This is a genomic window from Bacillus sp. hwrm1 (assembly GCF_040207805.1).
Taxonomy (GTDB): Bacteria; Bacillota; Bacilli; order Bacillales; family Bacillaceae; genus Bacillus; species Bacillus velezensis.
The window spans coordinates 1,900,758-1,918,161 of the sequence record NZ_CP157943.1 but is presented as its reverse complement, the minus strand read 5'-3'; the positions used below and the strand labels follow the sequence as shown (position 1 = coordinate 1,918,161).

Annotated in this window: 32 protein-coding genes and 1 pseudogene; 5 read left to right on the top strand and 28 right to left on the bottom strand. The window is 37.0% G+C overall.

Going from position 1 to position 17,404, the window contains the following annotated elements:
* Nucleotides 1-31: 31 nt before the first annotated feature.
* Genes ABK447_RS10030 through ABK447_RS20915 form a run of 6 tightly spaced genes read right to left on the bottom strand, consistent with a single transcriptional unit; the run spans nt 32 to nt 2,320 of the window.
* On the bottom strand, nt 32-229 hold the full coding sequence (locus tag ABK447_RS10030; protein ID WP_046341367.1) for a hypothetical protein: 198 nt from the start codon (nt 227-229) through the stop codon (nt 32-34).
* Entirely contained in the window at nt 226-483 is a 258-nt protein-coding gene (locus tag ABK447_RS10025) for a YqaH family protein (RefSeq protein ID WP_014418217.1), read from the bottom strand. The genes ABK447_RS10030 and ABK447_RS10025 overlap by 4 nt, the downstream gene beginning before the upstream one ends.
* Nucleotides 480-1,052: a helix-turn-helix transcriptional regulator gene (locus ABK447_RS10020; RefSeq protein ID WP_014418218.1), complete on the bottom strand. Its 573-nt coding sequence runs from the start codon at nt 1,050-1,052 to the stop codon at nt 480-482. Before ABK447_RS10020 ends, ABK447_RS10025 begins: the two co-directional genes overlap by 4 nt.
* Nucleotides 1,053-1,109: 57 nt before the next feature.
* The gene (locus tag ABK447_RS10015; protein WP_014418219.1) at nt 1,110-1,838 is read right to left on the bottom strand and encodes a phage regulatory protein/antirepressor Ant; all 729 of its coding nucleotides are present in this window, start codon (nt 1,836-1,838) and stop codon (nt 1,110-1,112) included.
* Nucleotides 1,835-2,149, bottom strand: a complete 315-nt coding sequence (locus ABK447_RS10010; protein ID WP_101311995.1) for a hypothetical protein — start codon at nt 2,147-2,149, stop codon at nt 1,835-1,837. The genes ABK447_RS10015 and ABK447_RS10010 overlap by 4 nt, the downstream gene beginning before the upstream one ends.
* Before the next feature lie 12 nt (nt 2,150-2,161).
* Nucleotides 2,162-2,320, bottom strand: a complete 159-nt coding sequence (locus ABK447_RS20915) for a helix-turn-helix domain-containing protein (RefSeq protein ID WP_373431977.1) — start codon at nt 2,318-2,320, stop codon at nt 2,162-2,164.
* 260 nt (nt 2,321-2,580) lie between these two features.
* Between ABK447_RS20915 and ABK447_RS10000 the strand changes: the two genes are divergently transcribed.
* Nucleotides 2,581-2,961, top strand: coding sequence for a helix-turn-helix domain-containing protein (locus ABK447_RS10000; RefSeq protein WP_043021753.1), 381 nt, complete (start codon nt 2,581-2,583; stop codon nt 2,959-2,961).
* 362 nt (nt 2,962-3,323) lie between these two features.
* Nucleotides 3,324-4,520 carry a tyrosine-type recombinase/integrase gene (locus tag ABK447_RS09995; RefSeq protein ID WP_349909972.1) on the top strand — a complete coding sequence of 399 codons (1,197 nt, stop codon included), beginning with the start codon at nt 3,324-3,326 and terminating at the stop codon, nt 4,518-4,520.
* Nucleotides 4,521-4,563: 43 nt separating this feature from the next.
* On the opposite strand, the pseudogene ABK447_RS09990 reads toward ABK447_RS09995, so the two are convergent.
* Both ABK447_RS09990 and ABK447_RS09985 read right to left on the bottom strand, forming a co-directional pair.
* A pseudogene (locus ABK447_RS09990) lies at nt 4,564-5,484 on the bottom strand (nucleobase:cation symporter-2 family protein); the annotation flags it as partial.
* A 196-nt stretch (nt 5,485-5,680) separates the two neighbouring features.
* Nucleotides 5,681-6,235, bottom strand: coding sequence for a hypothetical protein (locus ABK447_RS09985; RefSeq protein ID WP_349909970.1), 555 nt, complete (start codon nt 6,233-6,235; stop codon nt 5,681-5,683).
* A 97-nt stretch (nt 6,236-6,332) separates the two neighbouring features.
* On the opposite strand from ABK447_RS09985, the gene ABK447_RS09980 reads away from it, so the two are divergent.
* Nucleotides 6,333-6,572 (top strand): helix-turn-helix transcriptional regulator, encoded by a 240-nt coding sequence (locus ABK447_RS09980; protein ID WP_014470254.1) that lies wholly within the window; start codon nt 6,333-6,335, stop codon nt 6,570-6,572.
* On the opposite strand, the gene ABK447_RS20910 is transcribed toward ABK447_RS09980, so the two are convergent.
* The 10 genes from ABK447_RS20910 to ABK447_RS09935 all read right to left on the bottom strand — a co-directional run bounded on the left by ABK447_RS20910 (nt 6,562) and on the right by ABK447_RS09935 (nt 11,614).
* Nucleotides 6,562-6,705: a hypothetical protein gene (locus ABK447_RS20910; protein ID WP_323054506.1), complete on the bottom strand. Its 144-nt coding sequence runs from the start codon at nt 6,703-6,705 to the stop codon at nt 6,562-6,564. The genes ABK447_RS09980 and ABK447_RS20910 overlap by 11 nt on opposite strands.
* A gap of 90 nt (nt 6,706-6,795) precedes the next feature.
* On the bottom strand, nt 6,796-7,164 hold the full coding sequence (locus ABK447_RS09975) for an Appr-1-p processing protein (protein ID WP_326252590.1): 369 nt from the start codon (nt 7,162-7,164) through the stop codon (nt 6,796-6,798).
* Nucleotides 7,165-7,254: 90 nt separating this feature from the next.
* Nucleotides 7,255-8,001: a hypothetical protein gene (locus ABK447_RS09970; protein WP_225046076.1), complete on the bottom strand. Its 747-nt coding sequence runs from the start codon at nt 7,999-8,001 to the stop codon at nt 7,255-7,257.
* 38 nt (nt 8,002-8,039) lie between these two features.
* Complete coding sequence (locus ABK447_RS09965; RefSeq protein ID WP_160342484.1) at nt 8,040-8,471, bottom strand: hypothetical protein; 432 nt, start codon at nt 8,469-8,471, stop codon at nt 8,040-8,042.
* Between the two features lie 168 nt (nt 8,472-8,639).
* Nucleotides 8,640-9,059 carry a hypothetical protein gene (locus ABK447_RS09960; RefSeq protein WP_197200288.1) on the bottom strand — a complete coding sequence of 140 codons (420 nt, stop codon included), beginning with the start codon at nt 9,057-9,059 and terminating at the stop codon, nt 8,640-8,642.
* Nucleotides 9,034-9,585, bottom strand: coding sequence for a hypothetical protein (locus ABK447_RS09955; RefSeq protein ID WP_197200289.1), 552 nt, complete (start codon nt 9,583-9,585; stop codon nt 9,034-9,036). Before ABK447_RS09955 ends, ABK447_RS09960 begins: the two co-directional genes overlap by 26 nt.
* A complete protein-coding gene (locus ABK447_RS09950) occupies nt 9,582-9,728 on the bottom strand; it encodes a hypothetical protein (RefSeq protein WP_094246823.1) in 147 nt (48 codons plus the stop codon). The genes ABK447_RS09955 and ABK447_RS09950 overlap by 4 nt, the downstream gene beginning before the upstream one ends.
* Nucleotides 9,729-10,168: 440 nt before the next feature.
* Nucleotides 10,169-10,537: a hypothetical protein gene (locus ABK447_RS09945; RefSeq protein WP_349909966.1), complete on the bottom strand. Its 369-nt coding sequence runs from the start codon at nt 10,535-10,537 to the stop codon at nt 10,169-10,171.
* A 21-nt stretch (nt 10,538-10,558) separates the two neighbouring features.
* Nucleotides 10,559-10,777, bottom strand: coding sequence for a hypothetical protein (locus tag ABK447_RS09940; RefSeq protein ID WP_106021338.1), 219 nt, complete (start codon nt 10,775-10,777; stop codon nt 10,559-10,561).
* 9 nt (nt 10,778-10,786) lie between these two features.
* Nucleotides 10,787-11,614, bottom strand: a complete 828-nt coding sequence (locus ABK447_RS09935) for a metallophosphoesterase (protein WP_349909964.1) — start codon at nt 11,612-11,614, stop codon at nt 10,787-10,789.
* A gap of 160 nt (nt 11,615-11,774) precedes the next feature.
* Here ABK447_RS09935 and ABK447_RS09930 point away from each other — a divergent pair, with 160 nt between their 5' ends.
* Nucleotides 11,775-11,987: an alpha/beta-type small acid-soluble spore protein gene (locus ABK447_RS09930; protein WP_349909962.1), complete on the top strand. Its 213-nt coding sequence runs from the start codon at nt 11,775-11,777 to the stop codon at nt 11,985-11,987.
* Between the two features lie 81 nt (nt 11,988-12,068).
* On the opposite strand, the gene ABK447_RS09925 is transcribed toward ABK447_RS09930, so the two are convergent.
* From ABK447_RS09925 to ABK447_RS09885, 9 genes are all read right to left on the bottom strand, one after another.
* Nucleotides 12,069-12,257, bottom strand: coding sequence for a hypothetical protein (locus ABK447_RS09925; protein ID WP_349909960.1), 189 nt, complete (start codon nt 12,255-12,257; stop codon nt 12,069-12,071).
* A gap of 164 nt (nt 12,258-12,421) precedes the next feature.
* Nucleotides 12,422-12,742: a hypothetical protein gene (locus ABK447_RS09920; RefSeq protein WP_216593170.1), complete on the bottom strand. Its 321-nt coding sequence runs from the start codon at nt 12,740-12,742 to the stop codon at nt 12,422-12,424.
* On the bottom strand, nt 12,739-12,873 hold the full coding sequence (locus ABK447_RS09915) for a hypothetical protein (RefSeq protein WP_349909958.1): 135 nt from the start codon (nt 12,871-12,873) through the stop codon (nt 12,739-12,741). Before ABK447_RS09915 ends, ABK447_RS09920 begins: the two co-directional genes overlap by 4 nt.
* The gene (locus ABK447_RS09910) at nt 12,873-13,049 is read right to left on the bottom strand and encodes a hypothetical protein (protein WP_349909957.1); all 177 of its coding nucleotides are present in this window, start codon (nt 13,047-13,049) and stop codon (nt 12,873-12,875) included. The genes ABK447_RS09915 and ABK447_RS09910 overlap by 1 nt, the downstream gene beginning before the upstream one ends.
* Before the next feature lie 277 nt (nt 13,050-13,326).
* A complete protein-coding gene (locus ABK447_RS09905; RefSeq protein ID WP_349909955.1) occupies nt 13,327-14,079 on the bottom strand; it encodes a hypothetical protein in 753 nt (250 codons plus the stop codon).
* On the bottom strand, nt 14,067-14,423 hold the full coding sequence (locus tag ABK447_RS09900; protein ID WP_349909953.1) for a hypothetical protein: 357 nt from the start codon (nt 14,421-14,423) through the stop codon (nt 14,067-14,069). Before ABK447_RS09900 ends, ABK447_RS09905 begins: the two co-directional genes overlap by 13 nt.
* Nucleotides 14,424-14,490: 67 nt before the next feature.
* Entirely contained in the window at nt 14,491-14,847 is a 357-nt protein-coding gene (locus ABK447_RS09895; RefSeq protein WP_327973333.1) for a hypothetical protein, read from the bottom strand.
* Nucleotides 14,848-14,975: 128 nt separating this feature from the next.
* Nucleotides 14,976-15,482, bottom strand: a complete 507-nt coding sequence (locus tag ABK447_RS09890) for a dihydrofolate reductase (RefSeq protein WP_197200292.1) — start codon at nt 15,480-15,482, stop codon at nt 14,976-14,978.
* A complete protein-coding gene (locus tag ABK447_RS09885) occupies nt 15,482-16,321 on the bottom strand; it encodes a thymidylate synthase (protein ID WP_197200293.1) in 840 nt (279 codons plus the stop codon). The genes ABK447_RS09890 and ABK447_RS09885 overlap by 1 nt, the downstream gene beginning before the upstream one ends.
* Nucleotides 16,322-16,391: 70 nt before the next feature.
* On the opposite strand from ABK447_RS09885, the gene ABK447_RS09880 reads away from it, so the two are divergent.
* A complete protein-coding gene (locus tag ABK447_RS09880; RefSeq protein ID WP_197200294.1) occupies nt 16,392-17,000 on the top strand; it encodes a DUF1643 domain-containing protein in 609 nt (202 codons plus the stop codon).
* Here the strand turns inward: ABK447_RS09880 and ABK447_RS09875 are convergent.
* Nucleotides 16,997-17,299, bottom strand: a complete 303-nt coding sequence (locus tag ABK447_RS09875) for a hypothetical protein (RefSeq protein WP_233162034.1) — start codon at nt 17,297-17,299, stop codon at nt 16,997-16,999. The genes ABK447_RS09880 and ABK447_RS09875 overlap by 4 nt on opposite strands.
* Nucleotides 17,300-17,404 lie beyond the last annotated feature (105 nt).

Genomic DNA, 17,404 nt, shown 5'->3' with positions numbered 1-17,404 from the left:
TTACGAAGTCCACTTTGCCGAGTGGGCTTTTTTATTGCGATGTTTGAAATTCAAAACCAAGCTGCTCCTTTAAGTACCGTTCAAGATTATCCCTCAAAATTACCTCGCCGCTGTCGATTACATAATCATCTGTTGGCATTATGATGTCCCCAAAAAAATCCTTTTTTATTTCAGGTTCTGACGTTTTATCGTGCCAGTTGTTCAAAACCATTGGATTTTCAATGTTCATTGCGAGCACCTGCTTATTACAGTTAAATTAATACCTCGCTGCTGCATTTTCATAGCTACATCGTACAAACGGCCTTTGTTTGCTAACCGGTTAATATCCTCCGTCAAAACTTTTATGCTTCCGGCTAAGCTAATGGCTTCCTCGTAATCACCATCACGCAGGGCCTCACTTAGCATAATCGCCAATTCTTCTGCTGAATCCACTTTCCGTTTAGCAGCTTCTAAATCTGATTTAAGAAATTGATTGTTGTTCATATCGTAATTGCCTGCCTCTCCTCATGTTTTGCCATTGCTACTTGATCAACTAGTGCTTTTCTTGTCCACCTATCAGCTAGTTCTTGTATCTTTAAACCGTGTCCGCGGGCTAGTGAATAAATGAGTGTCTTGTTTGCCGGGATAAGATCGAAAATCTGTTTAATATCACCCATTGGCAGTTCACCTGCCCTCCTACCCGGCCTGTCACTTGCCAGCCAACGGGCTAGATGTTTTGTTGCTTCCAAGGCCTCTTCCAACTGATGGACCATATTGATTACCGCGGCACTTGCACTTTCATTTAATGCAGGATCAATGGGTGCAGCCGCTGTTGGGTGCAGACGGAAAAGATAATGCACGAGATCAATATGTTCATAGGCTTCACATACTTCAAACCACTTAATGCATAGTTCAGGAGTGAGTTTGCTAAAGCCATTTTCCACATCAGAAACATATCGTTGATCCTTTCCCCCAATTAAATTACCGATTTGATACTGTGCAAGGCCCGCCGATTTTCGGACACCACGCATAATCTGCGGTAAATTTCGCAAATTGTATGGGTTGTTCTCCATATGTTTGCCTCCTGATATATTCAGTTTTTTACTGATAAAATTTAAGTAATGGAAACACTAACTCGCCTGTTGCTTTTTCAACTTGTTAATGATGTAGGCTTGTCCCTTTGGTGTAATCTTCATTGTGAGCCACGTTTTTGACTTTCCGCTTACTTCTCGAACTCCCTGTGCTACTTCAAAGTAACCGCGGTTCACATATTCTTGATAAGGTTCATTTTTGTTGGAAAAGATCATCTTCCAATCTCGTAATTTCTGAAACAACTGCCTCTCACCAATAACAATGCCTTGTTTTGATGCAAGTTTTGCAACCTCTCTGACAAGCAGGGATTTTTCAGACGCCATACACGATTCAGCAAAACTGACCAACGGCTCCTGAATCCTCAATGTTTGTTCAAGCTGTTGCCGTTCTTCCTGTTCGGTGATCCATCGCTTTGCTCGGCTGACTGGATCATCAATCATATAAGACGGCTGCTTTAGTTTCTGAAGCTCATTTTCCATTCGGTTAAACTCCGAAATATACTTTTCTTTAAACAGCGCTGCCTTTGCACCTGTGTAACCAAAAACTAAGAATGTAAGACCGTCACGCTTGATGAGATATTTTTTATAAGTGCGATTCCTATTGTCCTTATATTCAACCTCCCCAAAATTGTGGAGATTAAATTCTTTACTAGAATCAAGGTTTTTAATATCACGTAAAACATGATCATGACGCTTTCCGAATACCTCAGCAACAGTCAGGCTATCGGTTACAACTTGATCGCCTTCAATAAAAACAAGTTGATTCATGCGGTTGCCCCCTTACGGAAATACTGGGTATTTTCCTCCACCCAACGGGTATTTCTTTCAATCCATTTAAATAGCAGCTGGGTTGGAATTTTCTTGCCGAACTCATCATTTACCGGGAAATCAGGTCGCGACATGAGTTCAGACATTTTTGTTTGACCGCATCTGAGTACTTTCATCGCTTCTTCTCTGGTTAAGATGTGAGGTAGCTCATTCAACGCCCCCAGCCGCTTGACTAACATATCTGTTGCCCTTTCAGCAATTTTTGCTGCAATTTGATCAATGAAGTTATCGTCGTATTGCATGGTAAACATACTTGGTACCTCCTATGCTGTGTTTGATTTTTGATCACTACTCAAAACGCGTACTGAATCATCAAAAAAAAGAGTCCATTTAAAATCCAGAACATTAGCGATAGCTTTTGCTGTCGGAACTCGTGCATTTCTTTCACCTTGTTCTATAGACGCGTACGTTGTTCGAGCAATATTAGCTTTATTTGCAACTTCTTTCTGTGTCAGGCCCTTTGATAAACGTATATGCTTTAACCAATTTCTTTGATTTACTTTAGAAGCTATTTCTCACACCCCCAATACTCATAACGTGTCGTTGTTTTAAATATACTACTCATTACGAGTCCTGTAAATACTTTTTTAAAAAATATTACTCATTTTGAGTAATAGCATATACTACGCTTATTGTGGAGTTATAATATTGTTAGTTCCACAAAACGTGGGAGGCGATAAATTTGAATTTTTCTAATCGACTTAAAGACCTTAGAGTTGATAAAAGATTAAAACAGCAAGAAGTTGCGGATAAATTAGGAATTGCAAGAACAACCTATGCTTCATATGAGCAGGGAAAAAGAGAGCCAGATCACGAAACACTTATTAAAATATCTGATTTTTTTTGTGTCTCCATAGATTACTTGCTGAGAGGTCAAGAGTACTACCAAGATAAAGCTAAAGAACTCCGTAAGCAGAATGATGTTCGTTTTGATAATGTCGAAGGACAGGAACTGATGACGGAGGATGAAAAAGATAAATATCTTGCAGATGCTCTAAGGCGACTTGATGGAATTGAAAAAATGATTGCAGAGAATTTCAAAAACAAAAAAGAGGAAAAGTAATTATTCTTTATTGTTTATTAAGTTATTTCTGTTTACTAATAAGATCGGAACTTGAACCGGAATACAAATGAACCCGATCCGAAAGGATAATTTCACCATGTTCCTAATCCCTTATGGTTCAAGGGTTTTCAATCTTATTCTCATCTGAAACTGATCCGGACTTGAACGGAATCTCATCAGTAAAAATCGAGTCGTTGAGAAAAGTCCTGTTTTTAAATTTTGATTAGCCCTTTTAGGGCTTTTCTTTAAACAAAACACCAGAACATAAGTTCTTTTCCAGAATACATTAACTCTCCTCCCCCTACTCATTAATTTCATTTGTATTTAAAACAACTCCTATACTTAATCTAAGAGGTGAAAGAATGTATACCAAAGAATTAATCAAGGGTAAAAAATGGTTAGCAGTTGGAGAAGGCCCTCGTGACCCAGTCACCGGCAAACGAAAGCAAATTCCGCGGCGGGGCAAAACAAAAAAAGAAGCCGAGCAAAGAGTCCGTGATGCGATTGCTGCTTTAAATGAAGATGGCATCGATGAATCAAGAGTGAAAAAGATGACTTTTGATCAAGTGGCAGCCGAATGGCTAGAAGAGTATATGTTAACAGGGAAGAAAAAGAACACTGTCCGAATTAGAAGAGAAGAAATGAAAATATTAAACTCCTATATTGCCAAAACGAATATCGGAAAAATAACTTTAAGACAGTATCAAAAAATACTAAACGATCTATCAGAACAAGGATATTCACGAAGCACGATGAGTGGCGTACATACAACAGCAGGAATGATTTTCAAGTATGCGGTTAAAGTAAAGCTAATCAAAAGCAACCCTATTGCAGACACTATAGTGCCTAAAAAACGTATAACCGTTGAAGAAATCGAAAATAACAACATAGCTGAAAAATACCTTGAAAAATCGGAGATCGAGGAATTTCTTTCAGTAGTTAAAAACCATGGTTTACACATGGATCTGGAACGATTTTATTTACTGGCGTTTTCCGGTATGCGATCCGGCGAGTTATGTGCCCTCAAATGGTCTGACATCAATTTCGAAACAAAAGAACTCCGGATAACTAAAACCATTTATTCAGAAAGTAATAACATGAGAGAGTATGAATTAACTCCGCCCAAAACACCTGGATCAATTCGAACAATTGCTATAGACGATCAAATTATAGCCATGCTGAAAGCATATAAAACGAAAGTGAAAAAGATGCATTTGCAATCACAAACAAAATTATCTGAGTACCATAATGAAAACTTTATTTTCGCAAGAGCAAACGGGTACCCTTACCTGCCAAAAAGCATCATATATCGGATGGAAAGAATTCTAAAAAAAACATCCATAAAAAAACATGCGACTCCTCATATATTCAGACACTCACATATCAGTATGTTAGCTGAAGCAGGTGTCGATATTGCGACCGTAATGAAAAGAGTCGGCCACGATGATGTGAAAACAACAATGAAAATCTATACCCACGTTACAAATAAAATGAAAGAGGATGCCTCGCAAAAAGTTCAGCAAACTTTCGGAAGCATCCTCGATCTCGGGATTTCATAAAGAAATGTTATTAAAATGTTATTTTTTTAAGAAAAACGGATGACTAACCCTCTTGAACCCTTGTTACATCAAGGGTTTTTTTCGTTTTAGGAATCATATTATAAATAATGTTCAAAAGCACGGCGGTAAAGCTTCCGGCGACGATTCCGTTTGTGGTCAGCAGATTGAAGTAAGACGGCAGGTGCTTAAACATATCGGGAACGACGGTTACACCGAGTCCCAATCCGACCGAACACGCGACAATCAGAAGGTTTTCCTGCTTTTTAAAGTCAATTTGACTGAGCATTTTAATGCCGTAGGAGATGACCATGCCGAACATGGCCACCATCGCGCCTCCCAGTACGGAAGACGGGATGATGGTCGTGAAGGCTGCGATTTTCGGAAAAAGGCCGAAGAGCATTAAAAGTGCGCCCGTGACACCGATAACCGCGTTTTTCTTAATTCCTGTCAGCTGCACGAGGCCGACGTTTTGGGAATAAGCCGTGTACGGAAAAGCATTAAAAATGCCGCTGATGAATACCGCCAGGCCTTCCGCGCGGTAGCCTTTTGCTAAATCACGTTCAGACAGGCGCCGGTTTGTCAGGTCACCGAGAGCGAAATAGACGCCGGTTGACTCAACAAGGCTGACAATGGCAACGATGGACATCGTAATAATCGGTGCCGCATGAAATGTCGGCGTCCCGAAGTAAAACGGTTTAATCATTTGAATTGCGTCAGCATTCGCCACATTGTCAAATTGCACTTTTCCCATAAAATATGCGATGGCCGTCCCGATGACAATGCCGATTAAAATCGAAATGGATTTCAAAAATCCTTTTGTAAACCGATAAAGCAGCACGATGATGACGAGCACCGTAAATCCGAGGGCAAGGTTAGCCGGATCACCGAAATCCTTGCTGCCTTCCCCGCCGGCAATATGATTCATCGCGACCGGCATTAAGGTCATCCCGATAATCGTCACAAGCATTATAGTTTAAGTACAACAAAAAAAGAGCCGGCTTAATGGCTCTTTTCTTTTGCTAATAAATTAGACATTACTTCATTCACTTTTAGATTCACTTTCTTAATTGCATCAGCCGATGGTTGATTCATGCTTTCAATCGTTATACGATATTTTTCTATTTCAAACGATTGCTTTGACGATGATTTAACGAATTCACTCATACAGCGCTCACACTCTGCTGTTCTTTTTTAATCAAATCATCGCAAAGTTTGTTCAAATAATATGTATAGTTAACTTTTTTCTTCATCCAGCGTATTTCAGTACCGATCTCTTCACATATGGAAATCGGAATGCTGGACTTGTTTACTTTATTCTTATATGTATGTGGTAACTGATTTTCAGCTATGGTCTTATATGTAAGGAAATCATTAATATGTACGAAATAAACCTTATTCTCAGGCTCTCTAAATTGAAACAGAAAACCAGGAATTATGTTCGGATATTGCGCTGCCTCTTTTAAGTGTTTAATCTGTTGTGGCTTTATGATCTTTTCACTAAAAGACACAGACTTGTTCTTTGTTGATTTAAGTTCAAATGGAAACAGATATCCTTTAAAGTGTAAGAAGCAATCATATTTGTTTTTAGATACCGCTGCACCCTTTTTTAAAAACATTGGATTAACATCTTTAATTCTGTAGAAGAACAGCTTTTGATCTGCAGCTGATTTTTCTATGTTTGCTTCAAAAACCTTACCTTGGTTTGTACCTCCCAATCAATCACTCTCCTAAATTATTGAAACCAAAATTGAAATTAGAATAGACCTTTGCTACACTGTTTTATGTTAATTAATATTGAAAGAAGTGTATGAAATGAAGCAATGGACACCCCTGCGCCCTCGTTTAAATGAATTAATGTTTGAATATGACCTCACAGTTGATGACCTTTTCAAACGTACAGGATACCCGAGACAACGTATCCACGATTATATAAGTGGAGCCAAAGCAAATATGAACTTAGCTACAGGAATGACTTTTGCTGATGCCATTGGTTGCTCAATTGAAGAGCTGTACGAATGGAACCATGAAGAAAGAAGAAAAGTTAAATCTTAATCCCTTTCCGAGCCCATCTGATTTCCTGCATTAATTCTTCATTATTATCTGAAAGGTTAATAAGGTTACGGTGGGCTCTTTCGTATTCTTTGTTCTCGAGAGCTTCTTTCACCGTGCTCATTTGCCTTTCCATTTTGTTGAACAGTGTTTGAAATTTCTTAATTTCTTCAGCTATTTCTACGCCCTCCAATTCTCTTATTTTATTTTTATTCTAAAATTAGTTCTAATCTAACTTGTAAATTGCCACTTCGTAGTCCTCGAAAATGGTCTCGATCATTTTATATACTTCGTTCCAATTTCCACCCGCCAAGCCGCACCCGATTCCATAAGGCAAGGCAAAGGATCTTCTATTTGTCATAGCTGAGGTTTTAATTAACTCTAAGTCACACTTTAAATTTAAAGCTTCATAGTCGGTGAATACTCTTCCTCTTCCATAAGAGAGTTGTCCAAAGATATGGGCAATAATCTTTCCGTCATGTTCTTTTACCTCTCGAACCTTTCCTAACAGGTCAGGCTTGTATACTACGTTGTCACACATATATTTATAAACTCTGTATGCAGATGGATACTTTTCTTTGATTATCTTCGCCAATCCAGCCCCCATAACTCCTTGACAATTTACTTGATGACAAATGATATCTTCGGAAGCATTTTAAATACTGCCATTGATAATTTTAATCATTTAATTGACCCCCAGTAATAACCCTAGTTGGATTTTTAAATTTCTTAGCTCATCTTCTAATTTATTTACTCTATTTTCTAATGCATTTTTATGTAAATGTTCTCCCCTAGCAACAGCTGTCTCTAATTCTTTACTAAGACGCTTTTTTAGTGGCAGTTTGTTGTTCCAATTGTTGTACCATCTGTTGCTGATAAATTTAGTTTCAATACCTAAAATATCAGACAAATTTTTATGTAAGCTTTTTAACGTTTTCCCTTCCTGAAGACCACGTTCCGTGTAATCAAAAACTAAATCTTCAAGTTCTTGACTCCATTCAATACTTGTAATGTTATTGTTTCTTGAATATCGCACTACGGGAAGATTTTTATTGTGCACTGCTTTTCTAATTTGAACTGCAATGGCAGAATCTTTTAATAATAAGCCAATTCTCAGAACTGCTGTGGGAGAAAAGATTTCTAATGAATGAGAACTGTCCTCATATTCACTTCTGTCTGATAAATACGCTTGCTTAAATGCGATTAAACCCTTGCCAGTTAATACTTCTAATCCATTTTCTTGTAATTCACGCTTGTGAATTTTCACCATTGTTTTAATTTCATAATCTTTGACCTCAAAGTAATCTGCGACCATGCTTCTTGTCATGCTTTCCCCATCTTCTAAAAATGCCAAATCTTTAACTTTAGTTAAAATGTTAACTTCTGCTCCGTATTTATCTCGTTCTTTCTTTGTTTTAAATGGTACGTACATCCTTTACACTCCTTTTTCTTCTATATAAAAGACCGATTTTATTTAATCCTTAATTGCTTAACTTCATTTTCCAGCCATTCAACATACGACATGTCTTGAGTGTTTTTTGCATATTCATTTAATAAAGAATCCTCTTCTATAAAATCAAATGCGATTTCTGTTTTTTCATCAATAGGCAAGTAAATAGCTGCAATTCCGTTTTTCGGATAGAAAGAAGTCTCAAACCATGATAAAACATTATTCCCTTCATCATCTCTCCAATCATGCCGCGCAACGCTTCGATTGTATGCTTCAAAAGGATTCAAATCTAATAAAAATTTAATCTCATCATGCTCAATTGATGCCCCAACTATTTTCCCCATCATCATGGGATCGACTGATTCTTCAATCCATTCATATACATTATCGTTAAATTTAATAATCGGTTTTTTGCCTTCTAATACAAGTTCATATAATTTGATAGTCTTCATTGAAATAACCCTCCCCAAATCACTCCTGCTGCAATTGCAACAATAAATACTGAAATAAATTTAATTACACCAATATACACTGCAAATTTAATATCCCCTTGAGAATCCATGTTTGCTAACAACACAAGCCCAAATGCAACGAACAAAATCCAAGCTGTAACGATCAGATCATTCGCCCCCTTTGATTAACTGTTTGCAAATATTAGTATATTCCTGAATACTATTAATGATCGTGATGATGCAACCCCTTACCTCTTCTGGCTCTTTAAAATCCATCTCACATTTAAGACAATATTCATCGATCTCAATCATTGCAAGAAATTGGTCATTGCTTGGTAAATTTTCGAAATTAATTTTCTTTAATCTTGGGATGCCCTTTCCCCTAATCCATTCAATGAAGGAATAATCAACATTGCTCTTTGTTGCAGCGATTTTTAAAAACTCATGAATATCAGAAGAGTTCTCAATATTGAAATAAATATGAAGGCTTTTCTTCATGAGATCAAACAACCGCATAAGAGCTCCATCAATTTTATTGTCTGTTTTAGTCTCGAAGTTTATATCAAACCAGGACATTGCGTTCTTCATTCATTCCCTCCTTGTGCAAATCGATTATTTCTGGTACCCGTTGAAAGAAAGTAATAATGCAATCCCTAGCATCATGTGGATATTCGCAATCAATTTCGGCATCGGATATGTAAATTTCATATTCTATGCTGGATATTAGTTGAAGATTATAAGGTAGCTCGAACTGTAAGCACACCCTCAGATTAGGCATCTGCTCATTGACAAACTTCAAAAACTTCTTCTCATACTCAGGAACCTGTTCATATAATTTGTTTACATGTTCTTCAATTGTGTTTGCGTGCACTTTGTACAGATTTTCGAACAGTGTTTTGTTGATGTCCATTAACTCACTTAGAGCTTTAACAGCTCTCTGATTTCCAGTTAGAGTGACTCCCCACCATTTAAGCTCCTTTGTAGTACTCTCTTGCATTTGTCCCCATAAGAAATTACTATTGTATCCCCTTAGTGTATTGGGGAGTTGTTTAGACTCGATATGTGAGCCATTACTGAAATGAATACTAATCTTACTCTCTAAACTATTACTCACTTGACTAACCCCCTTAAGCGTTCGACTTCTGCAACTAACCATTCAGCATAACTAATGTGAATTTTCATCATCTTTGTTGATCTAAATTCTCTAGACATTACTTCAACAAATTTCTTAACTTCATCAAATTCAATTTCTTTCATTGAGATTTATCCCTTCTAAATGAAATCAACATTTTAACCAGTCCTTTACCTAAATCTCATAATGGTCACATGTTAATTTCTCATATTCTAAATTTTCAGTTGCTCAAAAGTGCAACACTTGCTATTTAACTTCTTCATAAAAAGACTCATCGCATCCGCAATAAGGACATACTTTTATCTCTTCGTTAAAACCATCGTAGTCCTGGACTGTCTGAGTTCGAGGTATGTTAAATAGATGTCCGTTATGACACTTATAACAGTTATCCTTGTGCCCTTTCCCCAGCATAATTAAAATAGACAACACGGCAATCGTGCTTATAAAAATTATAAAAGTCACTTCCTTCGTGATTATTTATAAAGATTGGGTGATGAACCTTTTTTATGGTTGTTTGTGGGGACTGCTCTCGTAATTAAAAGCTCCCTATAAAATTAGAATTTCATTAATAAATTTTACCAACATATTTACAGTCTCTTGTTTTCTCAATGTAATATATAGCATTATCAACAAACATTATTTCAGTGCCAATACCGATTGAATGGAATATCCTTTTATTTTGAGATGAGCTTAACCAAATTACGGATTCATCTTTATATTTTCCTTTTATCCATTTAGCTTCACTATTGTATTTATAACTAGGATAATCTTTTTCAAATGTTAATTGATCAAACCTTTTACTTGGCATATCACTATACTCCATCCAATCATGAGCATGGCTAAATCCATTCTTACAAAATTCATTAATCTTAACGTTTACTTCTTCAATATTTTCCTCACTTAACACATAGGATTCTTTAATGTTTGTTATCACCTTGCATTCCCCTTTCTATAGTCAGTTTTTAATTAACCTCCCTTGTATTAAATAGACCCAGTCTAAATGAATATGCCCAACGACTTCTTCCTTTTCATTGACTAACTTAGTACCATTTGATTTTTCAATTGTCAGTTTTGCAATCTCCGCATCTGTTTTGGAATAGTATGAAAAGGCCATAGGTTCTTCATCATGATCTTTATATACGACTGTCCACACATCATCTAATTGTTTCTTCACAAATTCGCCTCAAATCTCAAATGTTTTAAGATCAAACGTTTTATATGTGTCTACTTTTTCACCAGGTATCACATTGACACTCGGGTAATTATCATAGTCATACGGATATCCGATACAATTCATGTGAAAGCTCGTTCCATCTTTGTCAAACTCAGCTTGTAAATGATCATGACCACAAACCCAATGTTCCGCATTAATGAATGGCAAATCGACCATATAGCAGCTGTTAGGCTCAAATGGTGAATATGGATTGTGAACAGGAGGGACATGCGAAACAAATACATCAATGTGAGAGTTTTCAAGAGTGTCATACCAGTCCATTGACTCTTTCCACATTGCTCTTACCCCATCTTCTTTGCTGTATCCATTAAGGCTGATATAGTTTGAATCATTTGAGACTCCTTTGAAGAAATCCCACCCTTTATTTCCTTTAGGAAGATACCACATGACATCTCCAGCAAAGACTTTACCTTTGTATGTATCCGTTGACTTTATCAATGGAGTGACATTCTTGATATCTGCAGCCTTTTGAATTAGATCATTTAACCTTCCCAATGAATCTGAGTATTTTCGTTGCTGATTTTTGCTGAGTAAATAAAGATCATGATTGCCATATGTGAAATAAACCTTTTCATATTGCTTTGCTACTTCATCCAGTACCCACAGTGTTTGCTGATTCCACTCAGTAAAGTCACCGGCAATGATTAATACCTCTCCATTTCCATTCGATATTAACCTTCTAACAATTTCCCTTGTTCGCCTTTCCCATTTGAGTTGGTTATTGTTCCAAGGAATCCAGTGGTTAATATGAAGATCTGAAACATAATCGATTTTCATTTTATCCCCCCTTCTTTGTTTAAGTACGAGTTAACTCATGCTCCATGACCAATTGACATTTAAATCCCCTCTTTTCAAATTAATGTGTATAATCTCAAATCATCTCCACACAATACAATTGAACAAACTTGTTTTACATACTACTTTAGGAGATGATCATATGGCTCAACAAAACAGATCAAACAACAGCAATGAATTACTCGTACCTCAAGCTGCTGGCGCTCTTGAGCAAATGAAGTATGAAATTGCTTCTGAGTTCGGTGTGAACTTAGGGCCTGAGACAACAAGCCGAGCAAATGATTCAGTAGGTGGAGAAATCACAAAACGTTTGGTTCGCATGGCTCAGCAAAGCATGAATGGTCAATTTCATTAATTTATGAGGGGATTAATCCCCTCTTTTTTTACGCTCCTCTTCCAAATCCGTAAAGTACTATTGGCATTGTATTCACCTCCTTTAGTGAACAAGTGTACTTCGTCTAACCAGCTCGTCTAAAACGATTTGAAGTTTTCTTCTTTGGTCTTTTATGTATACGTTGTTATCAGTACGCAAGCCATCATTAATTCTATTTTGTATGTCTGTCTTCAGTGTCTCTAAGCTTTCTATTGGTAATTTTTCTAGACTAACTTTATATGATTGATTCATTTTAATAGCCTCCAACAAAAACAAGTGAAATTATCAATAACCAAAAGACTGCTCCAGAAACAGCAAGAAAGCTTTTTGCAATACACATAAACTCTTGAAAATCATTCTTCAACGACTCTTTCACCGCATCACCTTCTCTTTAACTTCTCTTTAAAATACAGATTTTAAAGCACCTCTTCACTCAACAACTCTATAAAAACACTGTTGCGTTCTTTGCGCTCCTCATCTTTTTTCTCAAGTTCTTTTTCCAGCTTGTTAATATGGTTTAACAAAGCTGGAATATCCTGGTGGGCATTTGCAATAAATTCTGCATCTTCTTTAGTTACTGTTGCTGCTAAACCATCTTCAAGAGTAACTACCCAATAACGAAGGTTTTCATTCCCCGGCCATTCATGATGAATGTTTGCATTCCAAAATCCTTTAGTCGTTATTTCCGCACGCTGACGGATTTCTTCGAGTTGATATTTCGTTAGTTTACCGCTCATCTTCCAGCCTCCTCATGTAATGCTTCGATTTCGTAGATAAGCCGCCAAACGTGATGATAAAGGTGTTTGGGTACGCCGAGCTTCAGCGCCGCTATTGATTCGTTTAATTCGTACGGTGTTGGCCGTTTCACTAAACATTCACCCCTTCGATTCCGAGAAGGCTCAGAGTTTCTTCTACCGCTTCAATCGCGCTACGGAAATTACTTTCTTCCTCGTAGCTAAGTGCGCGATCCATATCACAAACTAATGATCGGTGATACTCCTGCACCTTATCCTCTGCCTGTTTCTTCGTGCTTGTCGGGTTCATTTACTCGCCCTCCTCTAAGGTTGTTAATTCCCTTTTTAATTCGTGGAGCTCTTCGTAAAGATCATTGATCTCCGCTACAGTCTGTCTAATATCCTCAATTATTTCGTCTTTCCTGCTCACTTTAGTACCTCCCTTAATTCTTTAATATATTAAACAACGTATAAACAGTAAGAAATAAAAGTTGTATCCCCCATATCCACCAAAGCCATTCCAATCTGTATCTCCTCTCTCATACTAATAATGATGTGCATATCTCATGTTTCTTTTGATATCGTTTTTATTCAGACTGCTCTGCCTCTTCGCGTGAGTCGTCGATAATCGTTAGATCGGCACTGTCTATGAAGTCGTAATATCCGCTGATGTATCGGAACTTGCCGTCCTCAATTTCTTTTATCTGCTCTTCGTACTTTCCGCGAACAACGTCACCCACACGAACCTCAGTCGGCTGTGGAGTGTTCAAGTATTCGTCTGGCACCGTTAGCCCCAACGCGCGTCTTAGCGCAATCGCCTTTCCGATGTGAACGTTGAAGCAGTCGTTAGGTGCGGCTTGTGCTCGACCAACATGGCGTGGTGTCTTATCGTTAAGCCGTCTAACCAGAGCCGTTACTTTTCGTTCTTTTGAATCCACTATAAATTCAACGTAATAAACCTTTACTTGGTAAGTTTCGTTCCCTTTCGATGAGTCAATGCCCGTATGATAGAATCCGTGCTCCCTTAGACCCTCAACATCCGCCTTCGCCTGCTCAACGATTTCATCGCGGCGGGCTTGTGCTCGATCTTTAATCGCCTCCTGTTCGCTCTTAGCGACTTTCTTCATTTCCTCGTTGTGGAGAAACGCAGTATATTCAATTGTCTGCGGAATAACGAGGACATCTTTTCGTTCGTTTGCGTAGGCTTTTACGAATGCTTCCGAATATGGTGCCCCGATTAGAATATCTCCGAACCTCGACTTGCTTCCGATATAATCCTCGCCTACCTTTTCGAATACTGTGCTCGCGCTATCAATAGCCGTTTGATTTACGTTTTCCATTCCTTATCTCCTCCACTTCCAATTAAATTAATTTGATCCTCAATTTCATAAATGAACCCCTCTAAAGCTTCTTCATCAATCATTACTTGTCCCTCATGGACTTTGATGATTTCTTTCATTCGGTCATCCATATTTCTAATTCCTTCTGCTTGCTGCACAGTAAACATTGCTCTGTATTTCTTTATGTATAAAAGAAAATCTTTGAGTACACCGATCTCCCCAATTTTGTGGAGATTGAAATCTTCTTGTTCCACTTCTAGCCGGAGTAAAGCTACTTCCTTTTCTAAAACATCAACTTCAAGCTGTTCTTTCTTTGACAACAATTCTCGCTCTTTTTGTTGCAATTAATCACCTCCTTATAAGGATTTAATATGTAATCACAAGGTAAATGTAGGCTATTGCTTAAACTGATTAATACTGTAAGTGCTTGTGTTTCTTTTTGCTAATTTTATATTCCGCAATCTTCAGTGATTCAAGAGTCCATCCATTATTGTTTAAGCTGCCGAAAAGTGTGTTCAATAATTGAAGTTCTTGTTTTAAGTTCCTTCTCTTTCTTAATATCTTTTGACCTTTTAACGAAAGATGATATCCCTCTGAAGCATTAAATTTGTCTTCTTCTAGCTTGTGATAAAATTCATTGAGCTCTTTATCAACTTTCCCGAGCTCTTTATAAAGGTTATCAATTTCATTTTGAAGTCGTTGTTTAGTCTCCTCAATTGCTGCAAGAGGTTTTGAAATGGAAACAAGATAATCAGTTGCAGTTTTCATATCGCCACTCCTATAATTTATTTTATTTTTATTCTAAAAGTATGTAAAAAAAAGACAAGCTTTTAACTTGTCTTTATCTTATCATTCAGCCTCTCAAAAGTCTACAACTATTTTATTTTTATTCTTAATTATTTTGAGTAAGTCACAAATGAATAATTATATGTGGTATTGTTTTCTGCTTTTCTGTGATCCTTTTCAATTACTCTCCAGTCATCATTTAACCTTGGAAAATATGAATCTGCCTTCGCAACGACTGAATCAACAATCGTTAAATAAACCTTATCAGCATGTGGTAAGAATGCCTCGTATATAGCACCTCCTCCAATTACCATTACTTCTTCATCTTTATGCAATTGTCCTCTTATAAGCTTTAATACATCATCAATTGAATGATAAACAAATGAAGAGTGGTCAGGCTTGAAATCCTTGTTTTTGGTTAATATTATATTCCTTCGGTTTTGAAGTGGCTTACCTGTAATGTTTACGATCGATTCGTATGTAAGCCTTCCCTGAATACACAACTTTCCTGTAGTGAGTTCTTTAAAACGTTTCAAGTCTTCAGGAATATGGTAAAGCAATTTATTTTCATATCCAATGGCCATTGATTTGTCGCAGCAAGCAATAAGAGATAGCATTATACTGCTACCTCAAAGTAAAGCTTGTCTCCATGCTTATAATTAACCAATCTGAAATCATCAATTGTGAAATCATAAAAGTCTTTTACATCTGGATTAATCCATAACTCAGGTGCTTCATGCTGCTCTCTGTCCATTTGAATTTTCAAATTGTCTATATGACGAGTGTATACATGACAGTCTCCGATATTGAAGATATACTCACCTAGCTCATAGCCAGTAACTTGAGCAATCATACGTTGCAATACATTGTACTGAAACACATTAAACGGATTCCCTAAAGCCATGTCATTACTACGTGCTCTTACCTCTAAGGCAAGCTTTCCTTGTTTTATATACCACTGTGTCTCATACACACAAGGCGGTAAAGCCATAGAGTCTAAATCATCCGGATTCCAAAGCGTTGTAATATGTCTACGTGAAGATGGGTTGTTTTTCAACTGATGGAGAAGATAATCAACCTGGTCAACTTTCTCACCATTTAGCTCCCTGTTCTTTTTACTTAGCTGATATCCATATGCTTTTCCGATTGTGCCGTCTTCTTGCTTCCATTGATCCCAAATATGTACACCCATCTTGTTTAATTCGTTAACATCATTTGATTTAAGTTGCCATATCCAAAGTGATTCTTTGATTGCCGTTTTCCAGGCGACTTTTTTAGTCGTTAAAATTGGTACTTCAGTATTGTCAAACCGCATTTTCCTGCTGATTACACTGAGTGCATAAGCCGGCGTTCCATCTGTATCCCAGTTGGCTCTGACATCAAATTCTTCGTCGGATACTCCATTATTAATTATGTCATTTATGATTGTGTTGTACTGCTTATCAAACTGACTCATAATTTCCTTCCTTTCAATTCCACCGTTTGGTAAAATATTCTTGCCCACATAATGGAAAGAGGTGATCTTTTTGTCTGTTTACAAATACAAGCCAGCGGTGGTTAAAGAAGTACTGGAATGTAAAACTGAAAGATTAACAGACTCAATTGAAGCAAGATATTGTTTATCAATAAAGCTTAACAATAATTTAGACTCTTCGTATGTGTTTATTATGTTAAATCCAAGTATTGCTGACAAAGAAGTATCCGACCTCACTATAACTAAGTTGTGTAATTTTAGCCACTCATTAAATGAAGTTGGATCCATTCATATTGTCAATCTCTATCCTTTTTACGAAACAAATTCAGCGGAATTATCCTCAATAATTCATAAGCTTCAAAAAGAGAACAGGAGCCTGTATGAAGCTACCGTTAAGACTAATCATCAAATTATAGCCAATTTAGCCAAAGAATCTAAAAAGGTAATCTTTGCTTGGGGTGATTGTCCAAAACGTTTCGATAAACGAAGTTTTAATAAGCAATGCCAAGATGTTAAACAACTCCTAAAAGGAATAAATAAAGACGAGGTATTTGCTATCAAAACCCACCACAACAGGCTTCTCACAGTTAAGAATTCACCAAGACATCCTTCTAGGCCAGGGCTTAAATGGCTCGAACCGTTTCATGAACTAGACGCTTAAACGAAACGATCAATAATAAAGTTAACCACGAAGACAATATTACCGCAAACAAAAAGCATATATACGAACTTGTTTTGTTTATTGTTTGAGTCACCGTCCAAAACATCAAGAATTTTAAACATTGTTAAACCGGTATAAATTAAAGCAAAAGCTGTCCAAGCTAACATTAGCAAGTTGTCATGCGTAATCAATCCAATAGTAGCCAAGGGGATAATAAAAGAAATCCCCTTGAACAATGTCATGACATACACTAAGTTCTTATTTTTCTTCAGTTCTTTATACAGCGAATTAGAAAGCATATGTGTAACTTTTGAGTAAACGTTCTGTTCTCCTCGTGTAATTAATCTAATTTCATTAATGTTTAGTGCAAACAAGTATGCTGCAAGTAATAACGTAAAGTATAT